Origin of the sequence: Streptomyces sp. NPDC051211 (assembly GCF_040689505.1) — a bacterium.
In the GTDB taxonomy this organism is placed as follows: Bacteria; Actinomycetota; Actinomycetes; order Streptomycetales; family Streptomycetaceae; genus Streptomyces.
This window is the reverse complement of sequence record NZ_JBFBAV010000007.1, coordinates 214,320-238,922: the sequence shown is the minus strand read 5'-3', so window position 1 is coordinate 238,922 and position 24,603 is coordinate 214,320. Positions and strand designations below refer to the sequence as shown.

Here is a 24,603-nt window from a genome sequence, read left to right as displayed (position 1 = left end):
CCTGGACTCAGAACAGCCCTTCCTGGCCGTCCGGTTCCTCCCGGGCGAGGGTGGTGACCGGCACGGTGGTGACCGCGTCCGGCCCGGCGGCCGTCAGGACCCATCCGGCCAGCAGCCGGGCGTCCACCACCAGGCCGTCCGCGAAGTGCAGATCGGGGCCGGCCGCGGCCACCAGCCGGCCGGCAACAGTCCCGCCCGGCACCATCCGCTCGGCCAACCGGACCCGACGGGCCTCCTCGCCCACCCCGCCGGCCCCGTCCGGCGCATCCGCCGCGTCCGACCCATCGGACACCGTCGGCCCGGCCGGCCCGGCCAGCCCGGCCAGCCCGAAGGCCACGGCATGGTCGACCACCCCGCACGGCAGCCGTTCCAGTGACTCCGGCCAGCCGGGCAGGGCAGCCGCCCGCTCGTGCAGCGCGGTCACCTCCCGGGCCCGGCCGTCGGCGGCCGGCAGCCGGTCCCGTACGGCCCGCTTGCGCGCGTAGGCGATCCGGTCGGGCACCCCGAGTGCGGCCCGCAGCAGTTCCTCGGTGCGCCGGGTGGCCATCAGCGGCCCCCGGCCGAGCCAGGTCCAGGTCACCGCCCCCTGCTCCAGCAGCCGGGCGGAGCCCCGCTCCTCGGCCGTGATCCCGACCTTGACCAGGCCCGGCCCGAACCAGGCCAGGTAGACGCGGTAGGTGCGCGGGTCGGCCACGTTCGTGTCTGCGGCCACCGAGAAGGACCGGTCGAGGCGGGCGCACTCGGGACACTGCGCGCTGCCGGCCCGGGCCGGGACCGCGGCCGCCGTGGGGCAGGGGGTCCGGCGGCCGCTCCGCCGCACCCCCAGGCAGGCGCGGTCCCCGGCCCCGGTGAACGCGAGCCGCTGACCGTACGCGAGGACACTGGTCCGCTCGCCGCGCCCCTCCGCGTACCAGCCGATCCCGGGGCGCCCCTCGGCCCAACGCGGTCCGGTGCAGCGCCAGATCGCCGTGGTCACAGGGGCAGCGGCCGCTCGAAGAAGGTCTCCAGCGCCACGGTCGCCTGGGTGCCGCTCACCCCGTCGATGGCATAGAGCCGGCGCAGCACGTCCTGCAGCTGCTCGGTGGTGGAGGTCCGCACCTTCACCAGCACCGAGGCGCTGCCGGCGATGATGTGCGCCTCCTGGATCTCGGCGATGGCCGCGAACTGCTCGCCGGAGTCCCCCATCCAGGCGTTCGAGTCGACCATCACGAAGGCGAGCACTCCGCTTCCCACGGCAGCCGGGTCCACATCGACGGTGGTGCGGCGGATCACCCCGCGCTCGCGGAGCTTGCGGACCCGCTCGTGCGCGGCGCCGGCGGAGAGCCCTACGGCCGCGCCGAGGACGGCGTACGACTGCCCGGCGTCCTGCTGCAGCCGCGCGACGATCGCCCGGTCGATCCCATCCATTGCTCTCCTCCACTGGACCCTTGTCAGGACCGTACCGCATCCGGCAATCTTGATCGCGACCGAACAAAATTCGGCACTCAAGGAGATTGACGTAATGCCGTCACCCATAGCGGACCCTGATCTGTACGAAATCCTGGACGATCGCTTCCGGACCGGTCGCTGCGCCAACGGCGACATGCGCCTGGAGCGCCTCCACGACGACTGCCGCTGGGCGGAGGGCCCGCTCTACCTCCCGGCCTGGCGCCAGCTGGTGTGGAGCGACATCCCCAACGACCGGATGCTGCGCTGGGACGAACACACCGGCACCGTCGGGCTGTTCCGCTCCCCGGCCGGCCACCCGAACGGGAACACCCTCGACCGCCAGGGCCGCCTGATCACCTGCGAGCAGGGCGGCCGCCGGGTCAGCCGCACCGAGCCGGACGGCACGGTGACCGCCCTCGCCACGCACTACGGGAACAAGCGGCTGAACAGCCCCAACGACGCGGTGGTCCGCTCGGACGGCTCGGTCTGGTTCTCCGACCCGGACTTCGGCATCACCAGCGACTACGAGGGCCGGCGGGCGGAGAGCGAGATCGGCGCCTGCAACGTCTACCGGGCCGACCCGCTGACCGGCGAGGTCCGCCTGGTCGCGGACGGCTTCGGCGGCCCCAACGGACTGGTCTTCTCCCCGGACGAGCGGCAGTTGTACGTGTCCGACACCCGGGCGGGCCACATCCGGGTCTTCGAGGTCCGCGAGAACGGCACCCTGTCGGACGGCAAGGTCTTCACGGAGGTGGCGGCGGACCGGGAGCGGGCCCGCTTCGACAACATCCGCTTCGACGACCAGGGCCGGCTGTGGGCGGCGGCGATGGAGGACGGGGTGCACTGCTACGCGCCGGACGGAGACCTCATCGGACGCATCCGGGTCCCCGAGCCCGTCTCGAACATCGCCTTCGGCGGCCCCCGGAACAACCGCCTGTTCATCACGGCCAGCACTTCGCTCTACTCGCTGGTGATGTCGGTGACCGGACTGCCCCGCTAAGCGGCGCCCGGCGGACACGGCGTATGCCGCGGACAAAGCAAGAGGCCCTCCGGTGAACCGGAGGGCCTCTTGGGCTGTGCACTCGGCAGGATTCGAACCTGCAACCTTCTGATCCGTAGTCAGATGCTCTATCCGTTAAGCTACGAGTGCTTGTGCTTCCCGGGGTTTTTCGCCCCGTTGGCCTTGCGAGAACAACAATACATGGACCTCGCCGGGACGCGAAATCCGTTATCCAAACCGCTTCTGACCTGCGTAAACGGCCCTTCTGGGGGACCTCTGAGGAACTCCTGGGGGGACAGACGGGGGACAGTCGGCGGACTGCCGGGAACGACGAAGCCCCGGTCCACAGGGACCGGGGCTTCGGTGATCACACAAGCGGAGGCGGAGGGATTTGAACCCTCGATGGGGGGTAAGCCCCAAACCGCATTAGCAGTGCGGCGCCATAGACCGGACTAGGCGACGCCTCCAGCACACCCTCGCGTACGGGGGTGCGTGCAGATGATGACACAGGCGCGGGGCCGGTCACCAATCCGGTCCCACGGTACTAGGCGCAACGGCACCAGGGCAAAGCCTTTGGGCACCGGTCAGCGGAACGTCCGGGCCCGGCTCTCGTTGGGCAGGCGTACGCCCCCGACGTACTGGAGATCTCGATGCGTCTCGCTGCCTTCGCCGTCGCCTCCGCGTTCGCCACCGCGGCGGCCGGCCCGCTGCCGCCCCTCCCGCTGGCCGGGCTCCTCGCGCCCCCGCCCGACCGGCTCACCGTCACCGTGGAGCACAACGGCACCTCCCCGGCGGCCAACGGCACGTACAGCCTGGAATGCGACCCGGTGGGCGGCACCCACCCGGAGGCCAAGCGGGCGTGCGCGCGGCTCGACACCCTCTCCAAGGCCCGGAAGGACCCCTTCGCCCCGGTCGCCGAGGGGCAGATGTGCACCGGCCAGTACGGCGGACAGGCCACCGCGCGGATCACCGGAACGTGGCGGGGACGCGAGGTCGACGCGCGTTTCGGCAGGGGGAACGGTTGCGAGATCAAACGCTGGAAAGACATGGAACCTGTGCTTCCGAGTCCGCGTTCCTGACCAGGGCGGATACCGGAAGCAGCGCGACCGGGCCCCCGATCCGCCGTCCCATGTGAGGAACGTGGCCTTAGACTCCTCCCGTGACATGCCGGTAGTCGTGGTCAGGGAGGAAGCTCGTCGTGAGCAGCAGGCCATCCCGAGGCGCTGCTCGCCTCGCAGCAATACTCGACGCTCTGCCGGACGCGCTGCTGCTCGTCAACGCGAACGGCACCGTCGTCAACGCCAATTCGATCGCGCTCGAGGTCATGGAGAGCCCGGGGACCGGGCTGGTCGGCCGCGGCCTGCTCGACCTGCTGCCCGAGTTCGACTCCAAGCTGATCCCCGGCTCGATGCGCCGCCCCGGCGACGAAGACGCCCTGCGCACCAAACCCACCCGGATGACGGCCCGCCGCACCGACGGCAGCGAGTTCCCCGTCGAGGTGACCAGCGCCGGCCTGGACGGCCGGGACGCCTACCGCGAGCCGCACCACTCCTACACCGGCGACGAGCTGCTGATGCTCGTCGTGCGCGACCTCTCCGGGACCGTCGACACCGAGGCCGAGCTCGCCCGCTCGCAGCGGCAGACCGAGATGATCCTGCGGGCCGCCGCCGAAGGCGTGGTGGGCACCGACACCGACGGCCGCGTGGTCCTGGTCAACCCGGCCGCCGCGCAGATCCTCGGCTACCGGGCCACCGATCTCGGCAACCGCGAGCTGCACGGCCTGATCCAGCACTCCCGGGCCGACGGCTCCCCCTTCCCCTTCGAGGAGTCCCCGCTCGCCGACACCCTGCGCAGCGGGCGCAAGCACCGGGTGCGCGGGCAGGTGCTGTGGAACAAGGCCGGCCAGCCGGTCGCGGTGGACCTCACCACCTCGCCGGTGCGGGACGGCGACCAGCTCGTCGGCGCCGTGATGACCTTCACCGACCGGCGGCCGTACGACGCGCTGGCCGCGCGCCACGCCCAGCTGCTCGCGGTGCTCGGCGACGCCCTCCGCGGCCCGCTGGAGGAGCTGCGCGGCGAACTGGCGACCCTGGCGGCGGACGACGCGGGCCAGCTGTGGCCGGAGGCGAACCAGCTGCTGCACCACCTGGCCGCCGGGTACTCGCGGATGACCACCCTGGTCGACAACGTGCTGGGCTTCCAGCGGCTGGACTCGGGCACCGAGAAGCTCGCCAAGGAGGCCGTGCTGATCGACGGGGTCGTCACGGCCGGCGTCGACGGCGCGGTGGAACTGATCGGCCCCGGCCGCGCCCAGTTCGCGGTGCACGCGCCGACGATCGAGGCGGAGGTCGACCCGGAGCGGATCGCCACCGCGCTCGCCCACCTGATCGCCGATGTGGCCGGGGTCGACGCCACCGGCAAGACCCCGGCCGGCAGCGGCTACATGGACTCCACGATCGTCGTGGCCGTGGCGCAGCGCGGCGATGTCGTACGGATCGAGGTGCGCGGGCCGTACGAAGGCGGCAACCCGGTGCACGAGCCGATCGTGCGGGGCATCGTGGCCGCGCACGACGGAATGCTCCAGACCGTCGAGGTGCCGGGCGCGCCCGGCGGCGCGTACGTGCTGGAGCTGCCGCTGGGGTCGGGGGCCGGCATGGTCACCCTGCCCGATCCGGAACCCGAGCCGGAGCCCGAGGCGGAACGGGCGCCGGAAAAGCCGGGCGCCGGCCGGCGCGGGCGGCGCGGGGTCGACGCCTTCCTGGACGAAGAGGAGCCGCGCCCGGAGCCGGAGTCCGGCGGGAGCGCGCTCGCGCTGCCCTCGGGGCGGCGGCGGGCGGCCGGAGCGGCGGTCCCGCCGCCGGCCGAGCCCACCGGACCCGAGCTCGCGCAGTCCCCGGTGAACCCCGCCGGCCTGGGCACCGGGCGGCGGCGCGGCCGCGACGGTGACGGCCGACCCCTGCCGGTGCTACCGCCGGCCGCCGAGGTCCCGGCCGGGCGCCGCCGCGCCCTGGGCCCGGCCCAGCCCGCGCTCGGCCCGGTCCCCGGCACCGGCATCCCGGTGGGTACGGCGGCCCCCGGATCCGGCAGCTCCGCCGCCGACGGTGCCCCGTCGGGGCCGCCCGCCCCGGCCGCCACAGGAGACGTCCCGGCCCCCGACGGCGGGGCATCCGGCCTGGTGCCCCTCCCCGGCGGCGGTTTCGCCGTGGCGGGCGGGCCGCAGGGTGCCGGTGCGGTGCCGGTGACCGGTGCCGGGGGATCCGGTGCGCCGGACTCCGGGCCGACGGCTCTTCCCGGCGGCGGCTTCTCCGTGCCCGGCGGGCCGCAGAGCGAGGGTTCCGCGCCGGTGGCCGGTCCGCAGGGCGGCCCGGTCGGTGCGAGCCCGCGGCCGGACGGCGGTTTCGCCCTCCCCGCAGCCCCTGCCGGCCCCCCGGCGGCCCCTGCTGCCGCCGCGGCCACGCCCGCCGGGCGCCGCGGCCGCCGCGTGCTGGGAAGCCCGGAGGCCGAGGACGGCCACGAGAGCGCCCCCGAGAACAGCGGGCCGAGCGATCACACGCCCGCCCAGGCGCACCAGCCCACCGGCCGCCGCCGGGCCCTGCCGGGCACCGGCCCCGTCCCCGGCGCAGGCCCCGTTCCCGCCGCCGGGCCGGTCCCGCCGACCGGACCCGTCCCCCCGACCGGGCCTGTCCCGTCGGCCGGACCCGGCACCGCCTGGCCGGTCCCGTCCGCCCGGACCGCACCCGAGGACGACCCCGCCGCGCCCGTCGCCGTACCGGCGGCCCGGCAGCCGCAGGACAACCCGGCACAGCCCATCAGCGTGCGGACCCTGGGCCAGGGCATCAGCCTGGACCCGGCGGGCCCCGCGGCCGGCCCGGGCACGGCGCCCGGTGCGGGCTCCGGTTCGGGGCGGCGGCGCAGGCTCGCCGAACCCGCCCCGCAGGGCCGCGCCTTCGCCATAGGGGCTCCCGAGGCCGGTGCCGCCGAGGGACCCGAGCCGCTGGACGGCCCCGGCGGGGCCGTCGAGGTGGTCAACCGGCCCGTGCCGCAGCCCGTGGACGACGAACTCCCGCCGGAGCCGCTCGACAACCCGCGCCGGCTCCTGGTGTGGCCCGCACCGGACGTGGCGACCACCCAGGCGCTCAGCGACCGCGGCTACCGCCCGGTGATCGTGCACTCCCGCGAGGAGGTGGACGCACAGATCGCCGCGTTCCCCGCCGCGCTGTTCGTCGACCCGCTCACCGGGCCGATCACCCGCACCGCCCTGCAGTCGCTGCGTCAGGCCGCGGGGGCCGCCGAGGTGCCCGTCCTGGTGACGGCCGGCCTGGGCCACGCCACCCGCGAGGCGGCGTACGGCGCGGATCCGGCCGTACTCCTCAAGGCACTCGCCCCGCGCGACAGCGAGCAGCACCCCTCCCGGGTCCTGCTCATCGAGGAGAAGGACGCCATCGCCGGGGCCCTCACCGCCGCCCTGGAACGGCGCGGCATGCAGGTGGGCCGGGCCGGCGCGGACACCGATGCCGTGGAGCTGGCGACCCGGATGCGGCCCAACCTCGTGGTCATGGACCTGATGCAGGTCCGGCGCCGCCGGGCCGGCATCGTGGACTGGCTGCGCGCCAACGGGCAGTTGAACCGGACCCCGCTGGTCGTCTACACGACCAGCGGGATCGAAGAGGCCGAGCTGCCCCGCCTCGCCTCCGGCGAGAGCGTGCTCTTCCTCGCCGAGCGGTCCACCACGGCGGACGTACAGGGCCGCATCGTGGACCTGCTGGCGAAGATCGGCACCAATTAGCCACTCTGGGCCGATGGCCATCATCGAGAGAGACGACCGGTCCGAGCAGCCCGTCCCCGCCGACAACGGCGAGGTGAGCCTGCTGATAGCCCGGCAGGTGGAGCCGGGACACGAGGCGGCCTTCGAGAAGTGGGCCCGCGGGATCCTGGAGACCGCTGCGACCTTCCCCGACCACCTCGGGTACGGGCTGTTCCGGCCGGCGTCCGAGGGCGGGCCCTGGTTCCTGGTCCACCGGTTCAGGAACCAGGCGGCGTTCGAGGCCTGGCAGCACTCGCCGGAACGGGCGGCGTGGTTCGCGAACTGCCAGGGCCACCACCACACCGAGATCGCCCGCCGGGAACTCCACGGCATGGAGACCTGGTTCGCCAAGCCGGGTACGACCCGGCCCGCGCCCCCGCGCTGGAAGATGGCGATCAGCTCGGGGCTGGCCATCTTCCCGATCTCGCTGGCGGGGAACGCGCTGCTCGGGCCGTACCTGGTGGATCTGAACTTCGTGCTGCGGACCGCGGCCTTCGCCGTCGTCTTCAGCACCCTGATGACGTACGTGGCGATGCCCGCGGTCAGCAGGCTGCTGCGGGGCTGGCTCAGCCCAGCGTCGTGACCTCCAGCGCCCCGTCCGCGTACTGCTTGCGGATGACCTTCTTGTCGAACTTGCCGACGCTGGTCTTCGGTACCGCGTCGACGATCGTCCAGCGCTCCGGCAGCTGCCACTTGGCGACCGTCTCGGCGAGGAAGGCCCTCAGCGCGGCGTAGTCGGCGGTGGACCCCGCCTTCAGGACGACCGTGGCCAGCGGCCGCTCGCCCCACTTGTCGTCGGGAACGGCGACCACGGCCGCCTCCGCGACCTCGGGGTGGGCCATCAGGGCGTTCTCCAGCTCCACGCTGGAGATCCATTCACCGCCGGACTTGATGACGTCCTTGGCCCGGTCGGTGAGGGTCAGGAAGCCGTCCGGGCTGATCACGCCGACATCGCCGGTCTTGAGCCAGCCGTCGGCGCTGAACTTGTCCTCGGGGCGGAGGGGCTCGCCGTCGACCCCGTTGTAGTACGCGCCCGCGATCCAGGTGCCGCGTACCTCCAGCTCGCCGGCGGACCGGCCGTCCCAGGGGAGGACGTCCCCGCCCGGCCCTATCAGCCGGCCCTCGACGCCGGCCGGGAAGCGGCCCTGGGTGACCCGGTAGGGCCATTCCTCCTCGGCGGTGAGCCCGGCGGGCGGGTGGGCCATGGTGCCCAGCGGGGAGGTCTCGGTCATGCCCCAGGCGTGGCAGAGCCGGACCCCGAGCTTGTCGTACGCCTCCATCAGGGCGGGCGGGCAGGCGGAGCCGCCGATGGTGACCTGCTTCATCGAGGACAGGTCGCGGGGGTTGGCGGTGACCTCGGCGAGCAGGCCCTGCCAGATGGTGGGCACGGCGGCCGCGTGCGAGGGCTTCTCCCGCTCGATCATCTCGGCGAGCGGGGCGGGCTGAAGGAACCGGTCCGGCATCAGCATGTTGATGCCGGTCATGAAGGTGGCGTGCGGCAGGCCCCAGGCGTTGACGTGGAACTGCGGGACCACGACCAGGCTGGTGTCCCGGTCGGTCAGTCCCATCGACTCGGTCATGTTGACCTGCATGGAGTGCAGGTAGATGGAGCGGTGGGAGTAGACGACGCCCTTGGGGTCCCCGGTGGTGCCGGAGGTGTAGCACATCGCGGCGGCCTGGCGTTCGTCCAGCTGCGGCCAGTCGAAGGCGGTGGAGCGGCCGGCGATCAGGTCCTCGTAGTCGTGCACCTGGACGGGCAGCGGTTCGAGGCCGGAGCGGTCGCCGGGTCCGGCGACGACCACGTGCTCGACGGTCGGCAGGTGCGGCAGCAGCGGGACCAGCAGCGGCAGCAGGGTCCCGTTGACCAGCACCACCCGGTCGGCGGCGTGGTTCACGATGAAGACCAGCTGCTCCGGGGGCAACCGCAGGTTCAGGGTGTGCAGGACCGCGCCCATGGACGGGATCGCGAAGTACGCCTCGACATGCTCGGAGTTGTTCCACATGAGGGTGGCGACCCGCTCGTCCTGCTGGACCCCGAGCTCGTCGCGCAGGGCGTGGGCGAGCTGGTGGGTCCGGGTGCCGATCTCGGCAAAGCTGCGGCGGTGCGGCTCGGCCTCGCCCGTCCAGGTGGTGACCTGGGACTTTCCGTGGATCGTCATACCGTGCTGCAGTATGCGGCTGACGAGCAGTGGTACGTCCTGCATGGTGCTCAGCAAAGCGTCCTCCCGGGGGCGCTGCGGCTCTGCGGCGGCTCGGCTTGGTTCCTGCCGATTCTGCTCACGTACCGGTCGGCATGTCACTACCCGGGAGTACAAAGGCGTGCCGGAATGCATGTGTGGTTCCGTGCACAGGATCGGGGCTCACGCACCGGGCACGGCGCACTGTTTCACGTGAAACACGGCCCGGTCGGTTTCACGTGAAACACGGCAGGTCAGCGGAGCGGGCTGAGCTCCGGGCTGAGCTCAGGGTCCTGGCGCAGCTTGCCGAGCGCGCGGGAGACGGCGCTCTTGACCGTGCCGACCGAGACGCCGAGCAGCTCGGCGGTCTGGGCCTCGCTGAGGTCCTCGTAGTAGCGGAGGACGACCATGGCCCGCTGCCGGTCGGGCAGCCGGGTCACCGCCCGCCACATCGCATCGCGCAGGGCCTCGGTCTCGGCGGGGTCGGCGACCGGCGGCGCCTCGGTCTCGGGGAGCTCCTCGCAGGCGAACTCGTCGACCTTGCGCTTGCGCCACTGCGAGGTGCGGGTGTTGACCAGGGCCCGGCGGACGTAGCCGTCGAGCGCCCGGTGGTCCTCGATGCGATCCCAGGCGACGTACGTCTTGGTGAGCGCCGTCTGCAGCAGGTCCTCGGCATCGCACGGGTTGGCGGTGAGGGAGCGCGCGGTGCGCATCAGGACGGGCCCGCGCGTCCGTACGTACGACGAGAACGACGGGTAGGTCGGGCGTGTCGACGGGAGCGAGGCATCCGTGCACACAGGCGTGGTCATGCCTCCAAACTAGGAGGACGGGCATGCCTTCGGGATCGGCCCCAGGTGCCGAAGCGGTGTCCCCCTCAGGTTGTAGGGGTGGGGGTGGCCCGACCTCCTGTAGGTGGAGAGGCGGACCGGCCACCCCTATCGGTCGGCGGCCAGGATCAGGCCGGAGGTTGGCACGCCGGTGCCGGCGGTGACGAGGACGTGCTCGGCCCCGGAGACCTGGTTCACGGAGCTGCCGCGCAGCTGGCGGACGGCTTCGGCGATGCCGTTCATCCCGTGCAGGTAGGCCTCGCCGAGCTGGCCGCCGTGGGTGTTGAGCGGCAACGCCTCGGCGGCGGTGAACCCGGCGGCCTCGCCGGGCTTGCAGAACCCGAACTCCTCCAGCTGCATCAGCACGAAGGGGGTGAAGTGGTCGTAGAGGATGCCGACGTCGATGTCCGAGGGACGCAGCCCGGAGGTCCGCCACAGCTGGCGGGCGACCACGCCCATCTCCGCCAGGCCGGTCAGGTCGTCGCGGTAGAAGGAGGTCATGCCCTCCTGGCGGCGGCCGGCGCCCTGCGCCGCCGCCGTGATCACGGCGGGCGGGTGCCGCAGGTCCCTGGCGCGTTCGACCGAGGTGACCACGATCGCCTGGCCGCCGTCGGTCTCCTGGCAGCAGTCGAGGAGGCGGAGCGGCTCGACGATCCAGCGCGAGGCCGCGTGGTCGGCGAGGGTGATGGGCTTGTTGTGGAAGTACGCGGCGGGGTTGTTGGCGGCATGGCGGCGGCCGGTGACCGCTACGTGGCCGAACGCCTCGGGGGTCAGCCCGTGGGCGTGCAGGTAGCGCTGGGCGGTCATGGCCACCCAGGACGCCGGGGTGAGCAGCCCCCAGGGCAGGGACCAGCCCAGGGCCGCGCCCTCCGCCGAGGGCTCGCGCTGCTGAACGCCGGAGCCGAAACGCCGGCCGGAGCGCTCGTTGAAGGCGCGGTAGCAGACCACGACCTCGGCGATGCCGGTGGCCACGGCGAGGGCGGCCTGCTGGACGGTGGCGCAGGCCGCACCGCCCCCGTAGTGGATCCGGGAGAAGAAGGAGAGCTCGCCGATCCCGGCCGCCTGGGCGACGGTGATCTCGGGGCTGGTGTCCATGGTGAAGGTGACCAGGCCGTCCACGTCGGCGGGGGTGAGCCCGGCGTCGTCGAGGGCCGCGTGCACGGCCTCCACGGCGAGTTTCAGCTCGCTGCGGCCTGAGTCCTTGGAGAACTCGGTGGCGCCGATGCCGGCGATGGCGGCCCGGCCGCCGAGGAAATCCCGGGTGCGGACGCTCATGCCGCCACCTCCGCGGTGACCGTGCCGGTGACGTGGTGGCCGAGGCCGTTGGCGCCGGTGACCCGGATCTCGACGGTGTCGCCGTCCACGGCGGTGACCGTGCCGGTCAGCACCATGGTGTCGCCCGGGTAATTGGGCGCACCCAGGCGGATCGCCACCTTGCGCAGGACCGCGCGCGGCCCGAGGCGGTCGGTGACGTACCGGCCGACCAGGCCGTTGGTGGTGAGGATGTTCATGAAGATGTCGGGGGAGCCCTTCTGCCGGGCGAGTTCCGCGTCGTGGTGCACGTCCTGGTAGTCGCGGGAGGCGAGGGCGCCCGCGACGATCAGGGTGCGGGTCACGGGGATCTCCAGCGGCGGCAGGGTGTCGCCGATGTTCATGCCTGCTCCTTTGCCAGTACGGCCCCGAGCTCGGCCAGCAGCTCGGCTCCGCAGCCCAGGTACGCGTCCAGCTGGCGGCCCCAGAGGAAGTGCCGGTGGACGGGATGGTCGAGGTCGGCGCCCATGCCTCCGTGCAGGTGCTGGCCGGCGTGGACGACCCGGGTGCCGGCCTCGGAGGCCCACCAGGCGGCGGTCAGTGCGTGCTCCTCCGCCGGCAGGCCCTGGTCGATGCGCCAGGCGGCCTCGTAGGCGGTGACCCGGACGGCCTCGGTGTCCATGTACGCGTCGGCGGCGCGCAGCATCACGCCCTGGTTGGTGGAGAGCGGGCGGCCGAACTGCTCGCGCGTGGAGGTGTGGTCGACGGCGCGGGCCAGCGATCCGGCGCAGACCCCCGCCTGGAGTCCGGCGAAGGCGGTCCGGGCGGCCGCCAGGACGCTCGCGTACGCGTTCCCGCCGTCCGGGCGGCCGAGGGGTTCGGCCTCGGCACCGGACAGGTCCAGCCGGCCGGCGGCCCAGGGGGCGGTGGTCTCCACGGGCTCGGTCCGCACCCCGCGGGCGTCCGTCCGTACCAGCCACAGGGTCCGGTCGGTGTCCGGGACCAGCACGTGGGTGGCGTCGCGGAGCCAGGGGACGGCGGGCAGCACCCCGGTGAGGCGGCCGTCTTCGGCGCGGACCCGGCCGCGGGCGGGGAAGGCTCCGGTGGCGACCGCGGTGCCCTCGCCGAGCGCGGGCAGCAGCCGGGCCTGCTGCTCCGCGGTGCCGTGGGCGGCGAGCGGCCGGATCCCGTACACGCAGGTGGCGGCGAGCGGGACCTGGGCGGTGGTGCGGCCCTGTTCCTCCAGCAGCAGGACCAGTCCCAGCAGGCCGATGTCGAGGGCCGCCGCGGTCAGTCCGGCGGCGGTGAGGGCCTTCCACAGTTCGGCGTCGGTGCCGGTCCCGGCGGCGGTGAGCCGTTCGTGGGTGGAGAGGTCGCGGAAGATCCGGGCGGCCAGGCCGGCGGCCTCGGACTGCTCCTCGGTGGGGTGGAAGTCCATGTCAGCCCCCGTCCGCGCGGAACACGGGCAGTTCGAGGTCGTCGTCGACGCGCAGGAACTCCAGCTGGACGGGCATGCCGATGCGCACCTTGTCGTAGGGGACGCCGGTGATGTTGCTGATCATCCGGACGCCCTCGGCGAGTTCGACGAGGGCGACCGCGTACGGCGGGTCGAAGGCCGGGAACGGGGGGTGGTGCATGACCACGTACGAGAAGACGGTGCCGGCGCCGGAGGCCTCGACGGTGTCCCAGTCGGGGCTCGCGCAGTGGTTGCAGCCGGGGAGCCAGGGGAAGCGGAGGGTGCCGCAGCCGGTGCAGCGCTGGATGAGCAGCCGGTGCTCCCGGACCCCGTCCCAGAAGCCCTGGTTGTCGCGGTTGACCACGGGCCGGGGCCGGAGCGCCTTCGCGGCCCGGGGCTTTCGCTGTGCGGGGGCGTACTTGAGGATGCGGAAGCGGTGCGTGCCGGCGGGTTCGCCGTTGGCGCGCACGTCCATGCGGGTGGTCACGAAGTGGCCGGTGCCCAGCTTGGTGGTCTTGCGGGGGGAGACGGACTCGATGACGGCGTCGAAGGTGATGGTGTCGCCGGGGCGCAGCGGCCGGAGGTACTCCTGCTCGCAGTCGGTGGCGACCACGGAGGTGCAGCCGGCGCCGTCGAGGAGGGCGAACAGCTCGTCGTAGGCGGTGGACCGGCCGGTGCCGGCGGTGTGGCCGGAGAGCCCGCCCATCGTCCAGGCCTGGAGCATGGTGGGCGGGGCGATGGCGTCCGGGCCGGTGTAGGCGGGGCCGGTGTCGCCCATCGCCTCGCACCAGTGGCGGATCATGGGCTGGTTGACCGGGTCCTTGCCCTGGGCGGCGGTCGCGGCGGGCCGCCCTTCGAAGGCTTTGAGCCGGGCGAGGAACGCGTCCTCCTCGCGGTCGCCGTCGGTCATCGCTTCCTGCCCTTCATACCGAGCCGCATCATCGCGACGATCTCCCGCTGGACCTCGCTGACCCCGCCGCCGAAGGTGTTGATCTGGGCGGCGCGGTTCATCCGTTCCAGTTCGCGGCCGCGGATCAGGGCTTCCTCGCCGACGATCTCCTGACACATCCGGTACACGTCGACGGCGGTCTCGGTGCCGAGGAACTTGACCCCGCTGGCATCGCCGGGCGCCAGGGTGCCGGCGCCCACGTCCTGGACGAGCCGCCAGTTGAGCAGCCGTACGGCGGCCAGCCGGGCGTGTGCCTCGGCGAGCCGGGACCGGACCCAGGGCCGGTCGGCGGGGCGCTCGCCGGTGTCCGGGTCGGGGGTGCGGGCGTGCGCGAGGGCCTCGGCGTAGAAGTCCTCGGCCTGCATGCCGATGGCGGCGAGGGCGACCCGCTCGTGGTTGAGCTGGTTGGTGATCAGACCCCAGCCGCCGTGCTCGGGGCCGACCAGGTTGCCGGCGGGCACCCGGATGCTGTCGTAGTAGGTGGCGGTGGTGGTCAGGCCGCCGACGGTGTCGATGGGGGTCCAGGAGAAACCGGGGTCGTCGGTCGGGACCAGGATGATCGAGATGCCCCGGTGCTTGGGGGCCTCGGGGTCGGTGCGGCAGGCCAGCCAGATCCAGTCGGCGTTCTGGGCATTGGAGGTGAAGATCTTCTGCCCGTCGACGACCCAGTCCGCGCCGTCGCGGACGGCCTTCGTACGGAGGGCGGCGAGGTCGGTGCCGGCCTCGGGCTCCGAATAGCCGATGGCGAAGACCAGCTCGCCCTTGAGGATGCGGGGGAGGAAGAATTCCTTCTGCTCCCGGGTCCCGTACTTCATCAGGGTCGGGCCCACGGTGTTGAGGGTGACCATGGAGACGGGGGCGCCGGCCCGGTAGGCCTCGTCGAAGAAGACGAACTGCTCGTCGGGGCCGCGGTCCTGGCCGCCGTACTCCACGGGCCAGCCGAGACCGAGCAGTCCGTCGGCGCCGATGCGGCGCAGCAGCCCGCGCTGGGCGGCACCGTCCCGTGGTGGCCCGTCTGGCATCAACTGCCTGAAGTAGGCCCGCAGTTCGTCGCGCAGCCGCAGCTGGTCTTCGGTCGGGGCGAGGTGCACGGTGCTGCCTCCCGGCATCGCGGCATCGAATGGATCTGACTGTCCGTCAGATCCAGTCCGGATGTCAAGGTCGGGAGCACGCGGCCGGACGAGGTCCGGACATGCACAGGGGCGCCTGCGCTACCGGACCCCAGCCGGTCCGGTCGCACAGGCGCCCTCAGCACTGGGAAGGGGATCTACCACCAGGGGTGGAAGTTCGCCGCCACGTTGGAGTTCGACTGGCCGATGGCCGTGAAGGCCGAGCCGTTGACCTGGGCGGTGTTGTTCTGGTTGGACGCACCGGAGCCGGTGGCGACCTGCTGCGTGGTGGTGGAGTTGCCGTTGTTGTTCCCGCCGACCCCGCTGCCGATGATGCTGGCGACGCTCGCATTCGATCCGTCGTTCGCGAACGCGCCGTTGTCGGCCTGGGCCACCCCGCCCAAGAGGGCGACGGCGAGGGGGAGAGCGGCGACGGCTGCGATGACGCGGGCGGTACGGATGCTTGCCATGTGTGAATCCTCCAGGGACCCGAAGTGGGGGTGTTTCCAAGGCAGTTGGCCGACCGCCCCGGTCGTTGGTCACGACGTCGCGAGATCAGAAGTGCCCACCGAATCCCCGGCGAACCACCCCGGAGGCCGCGATTCCCCCGCAAGCATGAGCAACATCGGATAAACCTCATTCGCGCCCCCGGCGCCCCAGAGCACTCTTCCTTTCACTGCTGAAACCGGTGTCACACAAGGGACGAAGCGTTCCGGCAAACCCACCCGTCCCAGACATGCCGAAAGGGCCGCGACCACGCGGGAGACGGCTCTCTCCCGGGTCAGCGACCCTGCTGTTCCATGCTTCGCGCCCCCGCGCACCCCCGGCGCACGCCGGGGCTTCCGCCCCCTCCGCTGCTGCGCCTACGCGGCCAGACCCACGTCCTCCCGCCCTCCCACGCCACTGGCACCGATGCCTACTGCGGTTCCGGTTCCGGTTCCGGCGAGGGCGGCGGCGGTGGTCGACCGGCGGGCCGACGGGGACGAGCCGTGCGCCTCGGCCCGGATGCGCTGCGCGATGGTCGGCGGGAGCGCACCGTCCCGCATCACGGCCCGCCAACTGCGCGGGGCCCGTACGGCCGGCCGGCGGCCCGCGGCACCCACCGGGGCGGAGGGGGAAGCAGAACCGGCGACGACGGAGGCCGGAGCGGCGGCGGCCTTGGCTCCGAAGCCGAACGAGGCGAAGAGCGCCACGAGTGCGGCGAGAACCGCGGTGACGGCGGTCCGGATCGACGCGACCTTGCTGATGTCAGCCATGACGGCCCCTCACTTCCCGATGTTCCGACGGGCGGATCTGCATACATTCGTCATGATGCGGACGCAACCGCACCGCCGCCCACACCCGCGCCGATCTTCCGACAAACACCACTCCCCCGGAGCAACGCGCGCCCGGAGCCCCAGCACCCGAAGGGCTGTCTCAGGGGAAACGCAGAGGGCGGGCCCCCGGATCGGGGACCCGCCCTCTGACCAGGTACGTACGGCCGAGCAGGATGAGTAGACGTACTCAGGTGGCGGTCCTCGGCAGCTTCGAGACTGGGTGCAGGTCAAACGAAGCGGAACGGGAACGGGGAACGTCATGGTGCGGCGCTGGTCGAAGGCTGAGATGTGGGTGCCCGGTGCGTACCTGGCCCTGGTGGTCGCGATGCTGGTCTACGTCGCGATCGGCAGCCGGACCGGGGACATCGGGCTCTTCGCAGCCTTGCCGATCCTGGCCACCGCGCCGGTCAGCCTCCTGCTGCTGAGCACCTTCGGACCCGCGGCGGACGTCCTGGACGAGTCGGCCCCGGTCGTGGAGCCCACCTACCGCGGCTCGCAGCCGCCTCCCGAGCCGCTGCCCACGGAGTTCGTCCCGGAGTCCGCCCCGCGCCCCTCGGACTGGGTGGCACCTGACACGTCCATCGATACCAAGCTCGACATGTGGTCCGAATTCGGCTTCTACGGCGCGGTCCTGGCCGGCGCCCTGGTCAACGCCGTGGCGATCTGGGCCCTGCTCCGCTACGTGGCGCGGCGGCGCGACGCCAGGAGTGCGCAGGTCTAGCGCCGTGATCCTGGCCCACAGATGGCCCATACGCGCTGGTCAACAGCGGGATACGGGTGCATCAAGGTGAGACAGGATGAGCAGAGAGGGCGGGCACCCTGATCGGGTGCCCGCCCTCTGATCTGCTACTTCTCCGACCTGGCGGTGGGTGTGGGATTTGAACCCACGGTGACATCGCTGCCACGACGGTTTTCAAGACCGTTCCCTTAGGCCGCTCGGGCAACCCACCTGGCCGGTACAGAGTACCGGGCTGCGGGGGGTGGGCGGTGGCTGGTGATCAGGTGTGGGCGGCGGGGCCGGCCGCCGCGGGGTGCGTCAGGTGGTCTGCGCCTTGTCGTAGGCCGCCTTCGCCTCGTTGCCGAGGTACGGGCCGTACATCCGGTTCGGCAGGAAGGTGTAGCCGAAGCTGTTCACCGACACCTGGGTGCCCAGGCCGGTGGCCTCGTTGAAGTCCTGGAACCAGGGGCCGCCACTGGAGCCGCCGGTCATGTTGCAGGCCAGGCTGTGGTCCTTGGTCAGCAGGAAGTCCTTGCCGCTGTTGCCACTGCAGTAGACGAGCTTGGTGCCGTCGTACGGCGAGGCGGCCGGGAAGCCGAAGGAGTACATCCGCTTGTTGTACCCGCCGTTGAACAGCAGGCCCTGGGCTCCGACCACCTGGCTGAGCTTCTGGCCGTTCAGCGGGGCCACGACCGCGTAGCCCACGTCGTGGTTCATGTCCTCGCTGGCCGCCCACTGATCGGTGGCGAAGGTCTTGGTCGCCGACCACTGGCCGTAGGGCGCGCTGCCGTTGTTGTACGCGGGGACGAACACCCAGTTGGTGTGCCAGGCGCCCTGGTACTTCACGCAGTGGCCGGCCGTGATGACCGTGCTGCCGTTGGTGCTGGTGATCGAGTCGCCGGAACAGGAGGCGGTGCGGCCGCCCATCGTGAAGAACACCCGGCCGGACGTCTTCACCACCGCGCCGCCGCCCGTCCAGGCCCCGCCGGCCTGCGGGAACGCGGCGGGGGAGACAGCGGGGGAGGAGGCGGTGGTGGAGGCGGTGGTGGAGGCGGTGGTGGGGGCGATCCGGGTCGGGGCGGCGGAGGTTGCGACCTCCAGGCGGCCCGCGCCGGGGGCGGCCGTCACATCGAGCGGGGTCGCCGAGCGCATCCGCTCGGCGGTCCAGAAGCCCTGGCTGTGCTGCTGCCGGAACGAGGCGGGTGCGTCGGACGCGGCGGCCGTGGGAGCGGCGGCCGTCAGGACACCGGCGACCAGGGCGGCCGCGGCCATCAGGACCGAGGCGGCCGTGCGATTGCGATTCACGCATGACTCCTTCTGCCGTGCCCTGGGCCGGTCGGGCCCGGGCAGGGTGGGGGTGAAGAGCTGTCGGTGCGGATCGGGTTGCGAGGGGCAGAGTGGCACGGCCCGGGCTGATTGTCAGGTACTCGTCAGAACGTTCGGTCGGTTCCGGCCATGATTGGCCGAGGTCATACGCTCAGGAGCGAAAGACATACGCCCAGGAGCGAAGTCATACGGTCAGGAGTACGCCCGCGTACGCCACCCCGGCCACCACCACCCAGGCCCCCAATCCCAGCAGCGCGGCCCGCCCCCCGGTCCTGGCCAGCGTCGGCAGATGCACCGCGCTCCCCAGTCCGAACAGCGCCGCCGCGAGCAGCCCCTCCTGAGCCGTGCGCGACCACTCCAGAGCCGCCTCCGGCACCAGACCCGTGGTGCGCAGGGCCACCGCCGCCATGAAGCCGGCCACGAACAACGGCACCGGCGCCGGCCTGCGGCCCGAAGCCGTGCGTTCCCCGCGCCGTCGGGCCCGCAGGGCGAAGGCCACCGCAGCCACCAGCGGTGCCAGCAGCGCCACCCGCATCAGCTTGATCAGCACCGCTTCGCCGAGCGCCCCCGGGCCGGCGGTCTGGGCCGTGGCCACCACCTGGCCCACGTCGTGCACGCTCGCCCCCACCCAGCGGCCGAAACCGGGATCGGTCAGGCCCAACGGGCCCTGGAGCAGCGGGAGCACGGCTATGGCCAGGGTCCCGCACAAGGTCACCAGCGCCACCGAGGAGGCCACGTCCTCCTCGTCGCTTCCGGACACCTGGCTGACCGCGCCGATCGCCGAGGCCCCGCAGATCGAGTAGCCCGTGGCGATCAACAGCGGCTGGTCCCCGCGCAGGCCGAGCCGGCGGCCCAGCCAGAGGGTGCCCAGGAAGGTCGCGGCCACCACGACGAACACCATGGCCACCGTCGCCCAGCCCAGCCGGAGCACCTCCTCCAGGCCGAGCCCCAGCCCCAGCAGCACAATGCCGATCCGCATCAGCCGCCGCCCCGCCAGCGACAGCCCCGGGCGCGCGGCGCCGCGTACGAAGGTCCGTACGCGGGGCAGGTGCGCCACCGCGATGCCCAGCACCACCGAGGCGGTCAGCATCGGCACCGCCGGCACCAGCCGGTGTACGCCCCAGGCCAGCAGCGCACCAAGGGCCGCGGTCGCCAATCCCGGCCAGGAGGAGGGTGTTTCACGTGAAACATGCCGTCTTTTGACAACCGGGCTCTGCGGCCGGCTGAGGAGGGCCATCAGCCGGCGGGGAGGGCGTAGACGCGCCGGATGCTGGTGCCCAGCCGGGATATGTCGGCGCCGTAGACGTGGATCGATATCGCCTTCGTGCCACAGGAGTTGCGGACCAGGTGGATATCGCCGGGCGGCGCAAAACCGCACACCTCCCCCGGACCGTTGACCACGTCCTCGGTCGGCACCAGCCGTGCCACACCGCCGGCGCCCGGAACCAGCCGGAAGCGGCGCTCGCTCTCCTCGCCCTGGTGCACCCCCGCCACGCACCAGGCGACGTGGTCGTGGATACAGGTCTCCTGACCGGGCAACCACACCAGGGCGACCACGGAGAACCCGCCGTCCGGCTCGGCGTGCAGGACGTGCTGCCGATAGCGGTCCGGGTCGCCCTCCTGCTGCGCCGTGGTGAGCAGGTCCGGCCTTCCCAGGTGCGGGGCGAGGAGCTCACCGACCAGGTAGGCGGTCAGGTCCGGGGCGAGCCCCCGGTCGACGACCGTTCGGATCTCGCGGACGAGGGCGGCCATCCTCGCGGTGGTGCGGGCCGGCAGGGTCGTGGTCATAGTCGCAGCGTCCGCCGCGGCATCCATCACGTCCAACGACAGTTTCGACCCGAAATCCCAAGCCCCGCTTATGGATTCGGATACCCGCCGCCGCTCGGCGGATCAGCAGCCGACGCGGTTCGCGGCCACCCGCTTCAGCTTCTCCAGTACCACTGCCGTCGCCGGGATCCTCAGGTGGTCGCGGTAGACGTAGGCGGAGATGTGGCGGCGGGCATCGGGCTGGAGGGCCCGGCCGCACACCCGGTTCAGCGCCAGCGAGGGCAGCACCAGGGCGGGCATCATCGCCACCCCCAGACCCTGCGCCACCAGGCTCTGCACCACCAGGTTGTCATCGGTGGAGAACCGGATGTCGGGGACGAAGCCCAGCTCCGCGCATTCGTGGAGCAGATTGGCGCGGCAGCGCGGACAGCCCGCGATCCACCGCTCCTCCGCGAGGTCGGCCAGCTGCACGGCCCGCCGCCGGGCCAGCGGATGGCCGTTGGGCAGCAGCACGGTCAGCTGGTCCTCCAGCAGCCTGACCTCGGCGACCCCTTCCGGGACCTCCTCGTGCAGTCCGGGGTAGGTGAACGCCAGGGTGATGTCGCAGTCTCCGCGCTGCAACCGGTGCAGCGAATCCGGCGGCTCCCCCTCCAGCAGCTCGACCTGCACCCCGGGATGGTCCTTGGCCAGCCCGCTGAGGGCCTCGGGGACCAGGGTGACGTTGGCGCTGGGGAATCCGCACAGCCGGACCCGGCCGGTGCGCAGCCGGGCGTACGCCTTCATCTGCTGCTGGGCGGCGGTGAGGCCGGCGAGGATCTGCTCGGCGTGCCGGGCCAGCGATTCGCCGGCCTGCGTGAGCTGCATCTTCCGGCCCACGCGGGTGAACAGCGGGGTGCCGACAGCCCGTTCGAGGGCCTTCATCTGCTGGGTGATCGCGGGCTGGGTGTACCCCAGGACGCGGGCGGCCGCCGAGTAGGACCCGGAGACGACCACCTCGTGGAATGTCCGTATGTGCCGCGAGTCGAACACCTTGGAAGCATAAGCGGACGTTGGGAGGGGCCGTAGGCACATTCGCGCCTACGGCCCCTCACCATCGAGACTGCGGGGTGGGCTACTTGTCGCCGACCCGCGAGCCGAGCGTGATGTCCACCGTGGCCGGCTTCCCGTCGCGCAGGTAGGTCAGCTTCAGGGTCTCGCCCGGCTTGTGCGTCCAGATCTCGCTGATCAGGGTCGGACCGCTGTCGATCTGCTTGTCGCCGAGCTGGGTGATCACGTCGCCGGGCTGGAGCCCCGCCTTGCCGGCCGGGCCGTTGGGGTCGACGAGCTCGCTGGGCGTTCCGCCCTTCGTGGAGATGACGGCGCCGTCGGACTTGGCCTGAAGGTCCACGGAGACCCCGATCACCGGGTAGACCGGCTTGCCGGTCTTGATCAGCTGATCGGCGACGGTCTTGGCCTGGTTGATCGGGATGGCGAAGCCGAGGCCGATCGAGCCGGCCTGGCCGCCGCCGAAGCCGCCGTTGCCCGCGGACTGGATCGCCGAGTTGATGCCGATGACCGCGCCTCGGCCGTCGAGCAGCGGGCCGCCCGAGTTGCCGGGGTTGATCGAGGCGTCGGTCTGCAGCGCACTCATGTACGAGTTCTTGTTGCTGGAGCCGTCGCCGGAGGCCACCGGGCGGTTCTTGGCGCTGACGATGCCGGTGGTGACCGTGTTCGACAGGCCGAAGGGGGCGCCGATCGCGATCGTCGCATCGCCGACGGCGACCCTGTCGGAGTCGCCCAGGGGCAGCGGCGCCAGTCCGGTGGGCGGGGTCTTCAGCTTGAGCACGGCCACGTCGTAGCCCTGGGCCCGGCCGACGACCTCCGCGTCGTACTTCTTGCCGTTGGAGAAGGTCGCGGAAAGCTTTCCGCCGTCGGCGGCGGAGGCCACCACGTGGTTGTTCGTGAGGATGTGGCCCTGCTGGTCGTAGACGAACCCGGTGCCGGTGCCGCCCTCGCCGTCACCGCCCTGCGCCTGGATGGTCACCACGCTCGGCAGCGCCTTCGCGGCCAGGCCCGCGATGGACCCCGGCTCGCGCTTGAGGTCCTTGGGAGTGTTCCCGGCGCTGACGGTGGTCGAGCTCGAGGCGGTGTCCCCGCGCTCGGCGGCCCAGTACCCGATGCCGCCGCCGATGCCGCCGGCGAGCAGGGCGGCCGCCAGGACGCCCGCGATCAGACCGCCCCTGCCCTTGGGCTTGGCGGGCGGGGTGCCGTCGGTGGTCAGGGGCGCACCCCAGACACCGCCGCCGCCTCCCTGGCCGTAGCCGTAGCCGTGGGGGTGGCCGTGGCCCTGGCCGTCGGCCACTCCGTACGCCGGGACGGCGGGCGGGGGCGGCGGCCAGTGGGCGGCGCCGGCGGCGGGCGCGGCCGGCGCGGGAGCCGGCGGCTGCGCGCCGTACCCGGCGTGGACCGGGGGCTGGGCGGCAGGGGTCGGCGGGAGCTGCTGGGTCGGCGGCTCCGCAGGCGCAGGACCCGCCGGGGGTTCCGGGGTCCAGGCAGGGGCTTCGGCTCCCTGGGTGTCCGGCACCGGGGCCGGAGCCACGGGCGGGGCGGGCGGCCCGGCCGGCGGGACGGTGTCACTCGCGGGCGTGGGAGCGGCCACCGGCACAGGGGGTGCGGACGGGGCCGCGGGGGGCGTAGGGGCCGCGGTGCCCTCGTTCTCGGTGCTCACAGCGCTCTCTCCTCGTCGCATACGGCTTCTCGGATATCGACATACAACGGATATCGGTCCGACTGAACGTTCGACCGGCCGTACAAGTTCCTGGGCAAAGCCTTTCCCATGGACTGTCAGAGCACTGTAAGCCGGACCTGTGCGTTGTCGCCCGGCCCGGCACGCGCGCACCCGACAGTGGCACCATGACCCGGTGACCCCCGCAATCCCGCGCCCCATCCAGGTCGTCGCCCACCGAGGCGCCTCGGAGGAGGCCCCCGAGCACACCCTGGCCGCCTACCGCAAGGCCATCGAGGACGGCGCCGACGCGCTCGAATGCGATGTGCGGCTCACCGCCGACGGCCATCTGGTGCTGGTCCACGACCGGCGGGTGAACCGCACCTCGAACGGCCGCGGCGCGGTCTCCGCCCTGGAGCTGGCCGATCTCGCCGCGCTCGACTTCGGGTCGTGGAAGGACCGCGAGGAGTCACCCGACTGGGACTCCGACCCCGACCGCACCTCCGTGCTGACCCTGGAGCGACTGCTGGAGCTGGTCGCGGACGCGGGCCGGCCGGTGGAACTGGCGATCGAGACGAAGCATCCGACCCGATGGGCCGGACAGGTGGAGGAGCGGCTGCTCTTCCTGCTCAAGCGGTTCGGGCTGGACGCCCCGCCGGCCGAGGGCCCGCACCCGGTCCGGATCATGAGCTTCTCCGCGCGTTCCCTGCACCGGGTCCGCGCCGCCGCCCCCACCGTCCCGACCGTGTACCTGATGCAGTTCATCTCGCCGCGCATGCGGGACGGGCGACTGCCGGCCGGGGTGCGGATCGCCGGTCCGGGCATTCGGATCGTCCGCAGCCATCCCGGCTTCATCCGAAAGCTTCAGGCCGCCGGACACTCCGTCCACGTATGGACCGTAAATGAGCCAGAAGATGTTCAGCTCTGCGCTGATCTGGGTGTAGAGGCGATCATCACGAACAGGCCACGGCAGGTTCTGTCCCAACTCGGCCGCTGACGTCCCCTTTCTCCCACCCGCCACAGCACCCCCGCCCATTACAGGGTGTGCTCCGGCGCATCCGGTCCGCGTTCATCGTCATGAATGCGTCAGAGGCCTTCGGCTAGGCGGTTTCCGGTCCAGGCCATTGGGGCATCCAGACCATGGCGTGGGGCTAAGGAGGTTCCGGGGGTGGCGTTGGTGGTGGCACAGGAGGTGCCCACGTCGTCGTGCATGGCCGTACCCCATGGTCCTGCGGGCGTGGGTGAGGCGAGACACCGCATGCGTGAGCAACTGCGCATCAGCGGGGTGTCCGAATCGGTCGTGGACGATGCCGTTCTGATCCTTTCCGAGCTGCTCAGCAATGCCTGCCGGCACGGCAGGCCATTGGGCACCCAGCAGATAGGGGACGGAGACATACGCGCCGCATGGCGCGTCGACAAAGCGGGGCGGCTGACGGTCGAGGTGACGGACGGGGGCGGTCCCACTCGCCCGGTTCCGGCCACGCCTTCGGTCACCGCGCGCGGCGGCCGGGGGCTGAACATCATCAGCGCCCTCGCCCAGGACTGGGGTGTGCGCGACGGGGCGGCCGGCGAGGTCACCGTGTGGGTGATCGTTGCTTCGGGGGCCCGTCACGACGATTTCGCTACGCGCGTTGCGGCGCCGGCGATCGACTTCACCGCCCCCTTCGACGATCTGGATCTGCCGGAGATCCCCTGAGATCCGGAGACGGGATCCGGAGATGAGATCCGGTGATGAGATCCGGAGATCTGCCGAGGTCCGTCGGGATCCGCT

At 72.4% G+C, this 24,603-nt stretch carries 23 protein-coding genes and 3 tRNA genes; 7 read left to right on the top strand and 19 right to left on the bottom strand.

Annotation, left to right across the window (positions count from 1 at the left end):
* Positions 1-7: 7 nt before the first annotated feature.
* Positions 8-976 (bottom strand): DUF2797 domain-containing protein, encoded by a 969-nt coding sequence (locus tag AB0447_RS10690; protein ID WP_366476209.1) that lies wholly within the window; start codon positions 974-976, stop codon positions 8-10.
* Positions 973-1,407, bottom strand: a complete 435-nt coding sequence (locus AB0447_RS10685; RefSeq protein ID WP_366476208.1) for an Lrp/AsnC family transcriptional regulator — start codon at positions 1,405-1,407, stop codon at positions 973-975. The genes AB0447_RS10690 and AB0447_RS10685 overlap by 4 nt, the downstream gene beginning before the upstream one ends.
* A 94-nt stretch (positions 1,408-1,501) precedes the next feature.
* Between AB0447_RS10685 and AB0447_RS10680 the strand changes: the two genes are divergently transcribed.
* Positions 1,502-2,428 carry an SMP-30/gluconolactonase/LRE family protein gene (locus AB0447_RS10680; protein WP_366476207.1) on the top strand — a complete coding sequence of 309 codons (927 nt, stop codon included), beginning with the start codon at positions 1,502-1,504 and terminating at the stop codon, positions 2,426-2,428.
* 77 nt (positions 2,429-2,505) lie between these two features.
* Here the strand turns inward: AB0447_RS10680 and AB0447_RS10675 are convergent.
* Positions 2,506-2,578 (bottom strand) — tRNA-Arg (locus tag AB0447_RS10675).
* A 226-nt stretch (positions 2,579-2,804) separates the two neighbouring features.
* Positions 2,805-2,895, bottom strand: a tRNA-Ser gene (locus AB0447_RS10670).
* A 183-nt stretch (positions 2,896-3,078) separates the two neighbouring features.
* Between AB0447_RS10670 and AB0447_RS10665 the strand changes: the two genes are divergently transcribed.
* The 3 genes from AB0447_RS10665 to AB0447_RS10655 all read left to right on the top strand — a co-directional run bounded on the left by AB0447_RS10665 (position 3,079) and on the right by AB0447_RS10655 (position 7,815).
* The gene (locus AB0447_RS10665) at positions 3,079-3,507 is read left to right on the top strand and encodes an SSI family serine proteinase inhibitor (protein ID WP_366476206.1); all 429 of its coding nucleotides are present in this window, start codon (positions 3,079-3,081) and stop codon (positions 3,505-3,507) included.
* A gap of 119 nt (positions 3,508-3,626) precedes the next feature.
* Positions 3,627-7,214: a PAS domain-containing protein gene (locus AB0447_RS10660; RefSeq protein WP_366476205.1), complete on the top strand. Its 3,588-nt coding sequence runs from the start codon at positions 3,627-3,629 to the stop codon at positions 7,212-7,214.
* A 13-nt stretch (positions 7,215-7,227) separates the two neighbouring features.
* Positions 7,228-7,815: an antibiotic biosynthesis monooxygenase gene (locus AB0447_RS10655; RefSeq protein ID WP_366476204.1), complete on the top strand. Its 588-nt coding sequence runs from the start codon at positions 7,228-7,230 to the stop codon at positions 7,813-7,815.
* Here the strand turns inward: AB0447_RS10655 and AB0447_RS10650 are convergent.
* The 9 genes from AB0447_RS10650 to AB0447_RS10610 form a co-directional block, all read right to left on the bottom strand.
* Positions 7,799-9,448, bottom strand: a complete 1,650-nt coding sequence (locus tag AB0447_RS10650) for a long-chain fatty acid--CoA ligase (RefSeq protein WP_366476203.1) — start codon at positions 9,446-9,448, stop codon at positions 7,799-7,801. The two genes, AB0447_RS10655 and AB0447_RS10650, sit on opposite strands and share 17 nt — an antisense overlap.
* Before the next feature lie 215 nt (positions 9,449-9,663).
* Positions 9,664-10,218 carry a SigE family RNA polymerase sigma factor gene (locus AB0447_RS10645; RefSeq protein WP_366476202.1) on the bottom strand — a complete coding sequence of 185 codons (555 nt, stop codon included), beginning with the start codon at positions 10,216-10,218 and terminating at the stop codon, positions 9,664-9,666.
* 126 nt (positions 10,219-10,344) lie between these two features.
* Complete coding sequence (locus tag AB0447_RS10640) at positions 10,345-11,511, bottom strand: lipid-transfer protein (protein ID WP_366476201.1); 1,167 nt, start codon at positions 11,509-11,511, stop codon at positions 10,345-10,347.
* A complete protein-coding gene (locus tag AB0447_RS10635) occupies positions 11,508-11,891 on the bottom strand; it encodes a MaoC family dehydratase (protein WP_366476200.1) in 384 nt (127 codons plus the stop codon). Before AB0447_RS10635 ends, AB0447_RS10640 begins: the two co-directional genes overlap by 4 nt.
* A complete protein-coding gene (locus tag AB0447_RS10630) occupies positions 11,888-12,925 on the bottom strand; it encodes an acyl-CoA dehydrogenase family protein (RefSeq protein WP_366476199.1) in 1,038 nt (345 codons plus the stop codon). The genes AB0447_RS10635 and AB0447_RS10630 overlap by 4 nt, the downstream gene beginning before the upstream one ends.
* A 1-nt stretch (position 12,926) precedes the next feature.
* Positions 12,927-13,853 carry a bifunctional MaoC family dehydratase N-terminal/OB-fold nucleic acid binding domain-containing protein gene (locus tag AB0447_RS10625; protein ID WP_366476198.1) on the bottom strand — a complete coding sequence of 309 codons (927 nt, stop codon included), beginning with the start codon at positions 13,851-13,853 and terminating at the stop codon, positions 12,927-12,929.
* A complete protein-coding gene (locus tag AB0447_RS10620; RefSeq protein WP_366476225.1) occupies positions 13,850-14,983 on the bottom strand; it encodes an acyl-CoA dehydrogenase family protein in 1,134 nt (377 codons plus the stop codon). Before AB0447_RS10620 ends, AB0447_RS10625 begins: the two co-directional genes overlap by 4 nt.
* Before the next feature lie 176 nt (positions 14,984-15,159).
* Positions 15,160-15,471 (bottom strand): hypothetical protein, encoded by a 312-nt coding sequence (locus tag AB0447_RS10615; protein WP_366476197.1) that lies wholly within the window; start codon positions 15,469-15,471, stop codon positions 15,160-15,162.
* Positions 15,472-15,864: 393 nt separating this feature from the next.
* Complete coding sequence (locus AB0447_RS10610; protein WP_366476196.1) at positions 15,865-16,257, bottom strand: DUF6344 domain-containing protein; 393 nt, start codon at positions 16,255-16,257, stop codon at positions 15,865-15,867.
* Between the two features lie 319 nt (positions 16,258-16,576).
* Between AB0447_RS10610 and AB0447_RS10605 the strand changes: the two genes are divergently transcribed.
* Positions 16,577-17,038: a hypothetical protein gene (locus AB0447_RS10605; RefSeq protein WP_366476195.1), complete on the top strand. Its 462-nt coding sequence runs from the start codon at positions 16,577-16,579 to the stop codon at positions 17,036-17,038.
* Between the two features lie 139 nt (positions 17,039-17,177).
* Here the strand turns inward: AB0447_RS10605 and AB0447_RS10600 are convergent.
* From AB0447_RS10600 to AB0447_RS10575, 6 genes are all read right to left on the bottom strand, one after another.
* A tRNA-Ser gene (locus tag AB0447_RS10600) sits at positions 17,178-17,267 on the bottom strand.
* An 86-nt stretch (positions 17,268-17,353) separates the two neighbouring features.
* Positions 17,354-18,340, bottom strand: a complete 987-nt coding sequence (locus tag AB0447_RS10595; protein ID WP_366476194.1) for a peptidase — start codon at positions 18,338-18,340, stop codon at positions 17,354-17,356.
* 205 nt (positions 18,341-18,545) lie between these two features.
* On the bottom strand, positions 18,546-19,598 hold the full coding sequence (locus AB0447_RS10590; RefSeq protein WP_366476193.1) for a putative sulfate exporter family transporter: 1,053 nt from the start codon (positions 19,596-19,598) through the stop codon (positions 18,546-18,548).
* Positions 19,598-20,149: a cysteine dioxygenase family protein gene (locus AB0447_RS10585; protein WP_366476192.1), complete on the bottom strand. Its 552-nt coding sequence runs from the start codon at positions 20,147-20,149 to the stop codon at positions 19,598-19,600. Before AB0447_RS10585 ends, AB0447_RS10590 begins: the two co-directional genes overlap by 1 nt.
* Positions 20,150-20,251: 102 nt before the next feature.
* Positions 20,252-21,157 (bottom strand): LysR family transcriptional regulator, encoded by a 906-nt coding sequence (locus tag AB0447_RS10580; protein WP_366476191.1) that lies wholly within the window; start codon positions 21,155-21,157, stop codon positions 20,252-20,254.
* 82 nt (positions 21,158-21,239) lie between these two features.
* Positions 21,240-22,835 carry a trypsin-like peptidase domain-containing protein gene (locus AB0447_RS10575; protein ID WP_366476190.1) on the bottom strand — a complete coding sequence of 532 codons (1,596 nt, stop codon included), beginning with the start codon at positions 22,833-22,835 and terminating at the stop codon, positions 21,240-21,242.
* A 193-nt stretch (positions 22,836-23,028) separates the two neighbouring features.
* Here AB0447_RS10575 and AB0447_RS10570 point away from each other — a divergent pair, with 193 nt between their 5' ends.
* On the top strand, positions 23,029-23,829 hold the full coding sequence (locus tag AB0447_RS10570) for a glycerophosphodiester phosphodiesterase (RefSeq protein WP_366476189.1): 801 nt from the start codon (positions 23,029-23,031) through the stop codon (positions 23,827-23,829).
* An 84-nt stretch (positions 23,830-23,913) separates the two neighbouring features.
* Positions 23,914-24,528, top strand: coding sequence for an ATP-binding protein (locus tag AB0447_RS10565; RefSeq protein ID WP_366476188.1), 615 nt, complete (start codon positions 23,914-23,916; stop codon positions 24,526-24,528).
* Positions 24,529-24,603 lie beyond the last annotated feature (75 nt).

Excerpts from the sequence above, each read along its gene's own strand:
- AB0447_RS10605 (WP_366476195.1), top strand. The coding sequence starts at position 16,577 with ATGGTGCGGCGCTGGTCGAAGGCTGAGATGTGGGTGCCCGGTGCGTAC.
- AB0447_RS10630 (WP_366476199.1), bottom strand. The coding sequence starts at position 12,925 with ATGGACTTCCACCCCACCGAGGAGCAGTCCGAGGCCGCCGGCCTGGCC.
- AB0447_RS10590 (WP_366476193.1), bottom strand. The coding sequence starts at position 19,598 with ATGGCCCTCCTCAGCCGGCCGCAGAGCCCGGTTGTCAAAAGACGGCAT.
- AB0447_RS10685 (WP_366476208.1), bottom strand. The coding sequence starts at position 1,407 with ATGGATGGGATCGACCGGGCGATCGTCGCGCGGCTGCAGCAGGACGCC.
- AB0447_RS10640 (WP_366476201.1), bottom strand. The coding sequence starts at position 11,511 with ATGAGCGTCCGCACCCGGGATTTCCTCGGCGGCCGGGCCGCCATCGCC.
- AB0447_RS10565 (WP_366476188.1), top strand. The coding sequence starts at position 23,914 with ATGCGTCAGAGGCCTTCGGCTAGGCGGTTTCCGGTCCAGGCCATTGGG.
- AB0447_RS10645 (WP_366476202.1), bottom strand. The coding sequence starts at position 10,218 with ATGACCACGCCTGTGTGCACGGATGCCTCGCTCCCGTCGACACGCCCG.
- AB0447_RS10655 (WP_366476204.1), top strand. The coding sequence starts at position 7,228 with ATGGCCATCATCGAGAGAGACGACCGGTCCGAGCAGCCCGTCCCCGCC.
- AB0447_RS10635 (WP_366476200.1), bottom strand. The coding sequence starts at position 11,891 with ATGAACATCGGCGACACCCTGCCGCCGCTGGAGATCCCCGTGACCCGC.
- AB0447_RS10625 (WP_366476198.1), bottom strand. The coding sequence starts at position 13,853 with ATGACCGACGGCGACCGCGAGGAGGACGCGTTCCTCGCCCGGCTCAAA.
- AB0447_RS10680 (WP_366476207.1), top strand. The coding sequence starts at position 1,502 with ATGCCGTCACCCATAGCGGACCCTGATCTGTACGAAATCCTGGACGAT.
- AB0447_RS10665 (WP_366476206.1), top strand. The coding sequence starts at position 3,079 with ATGCGTCTCGCTGCCTTCGCCGTCGCCTCCGCGTTCGCCACCGCGGCG.
- AB0447_RS10585 (WP_366476192.1), bottom strand. The coding sequence starts at position 20,149 with ATGACCACGACCCTGCCGGCCCGCACCACCGCGAGGATGGCCGCCCTC.
- AB0447_RS10615 (WP_366476197.1), bottom strand. The coding sequence starts at position 15,471 with ATGGCAAGCATCCGTACCGCCCGCGTCATCGCAGCCGTCGCCGCTCTC.
- AB0447_RS10610 (WP_366476196.1), bottom strand. The coding sequence starts at position 16,257 with ATGGCTGACATCAGCAAGGTCGCGTCGATCCGGACCGCCGTCACCGCG.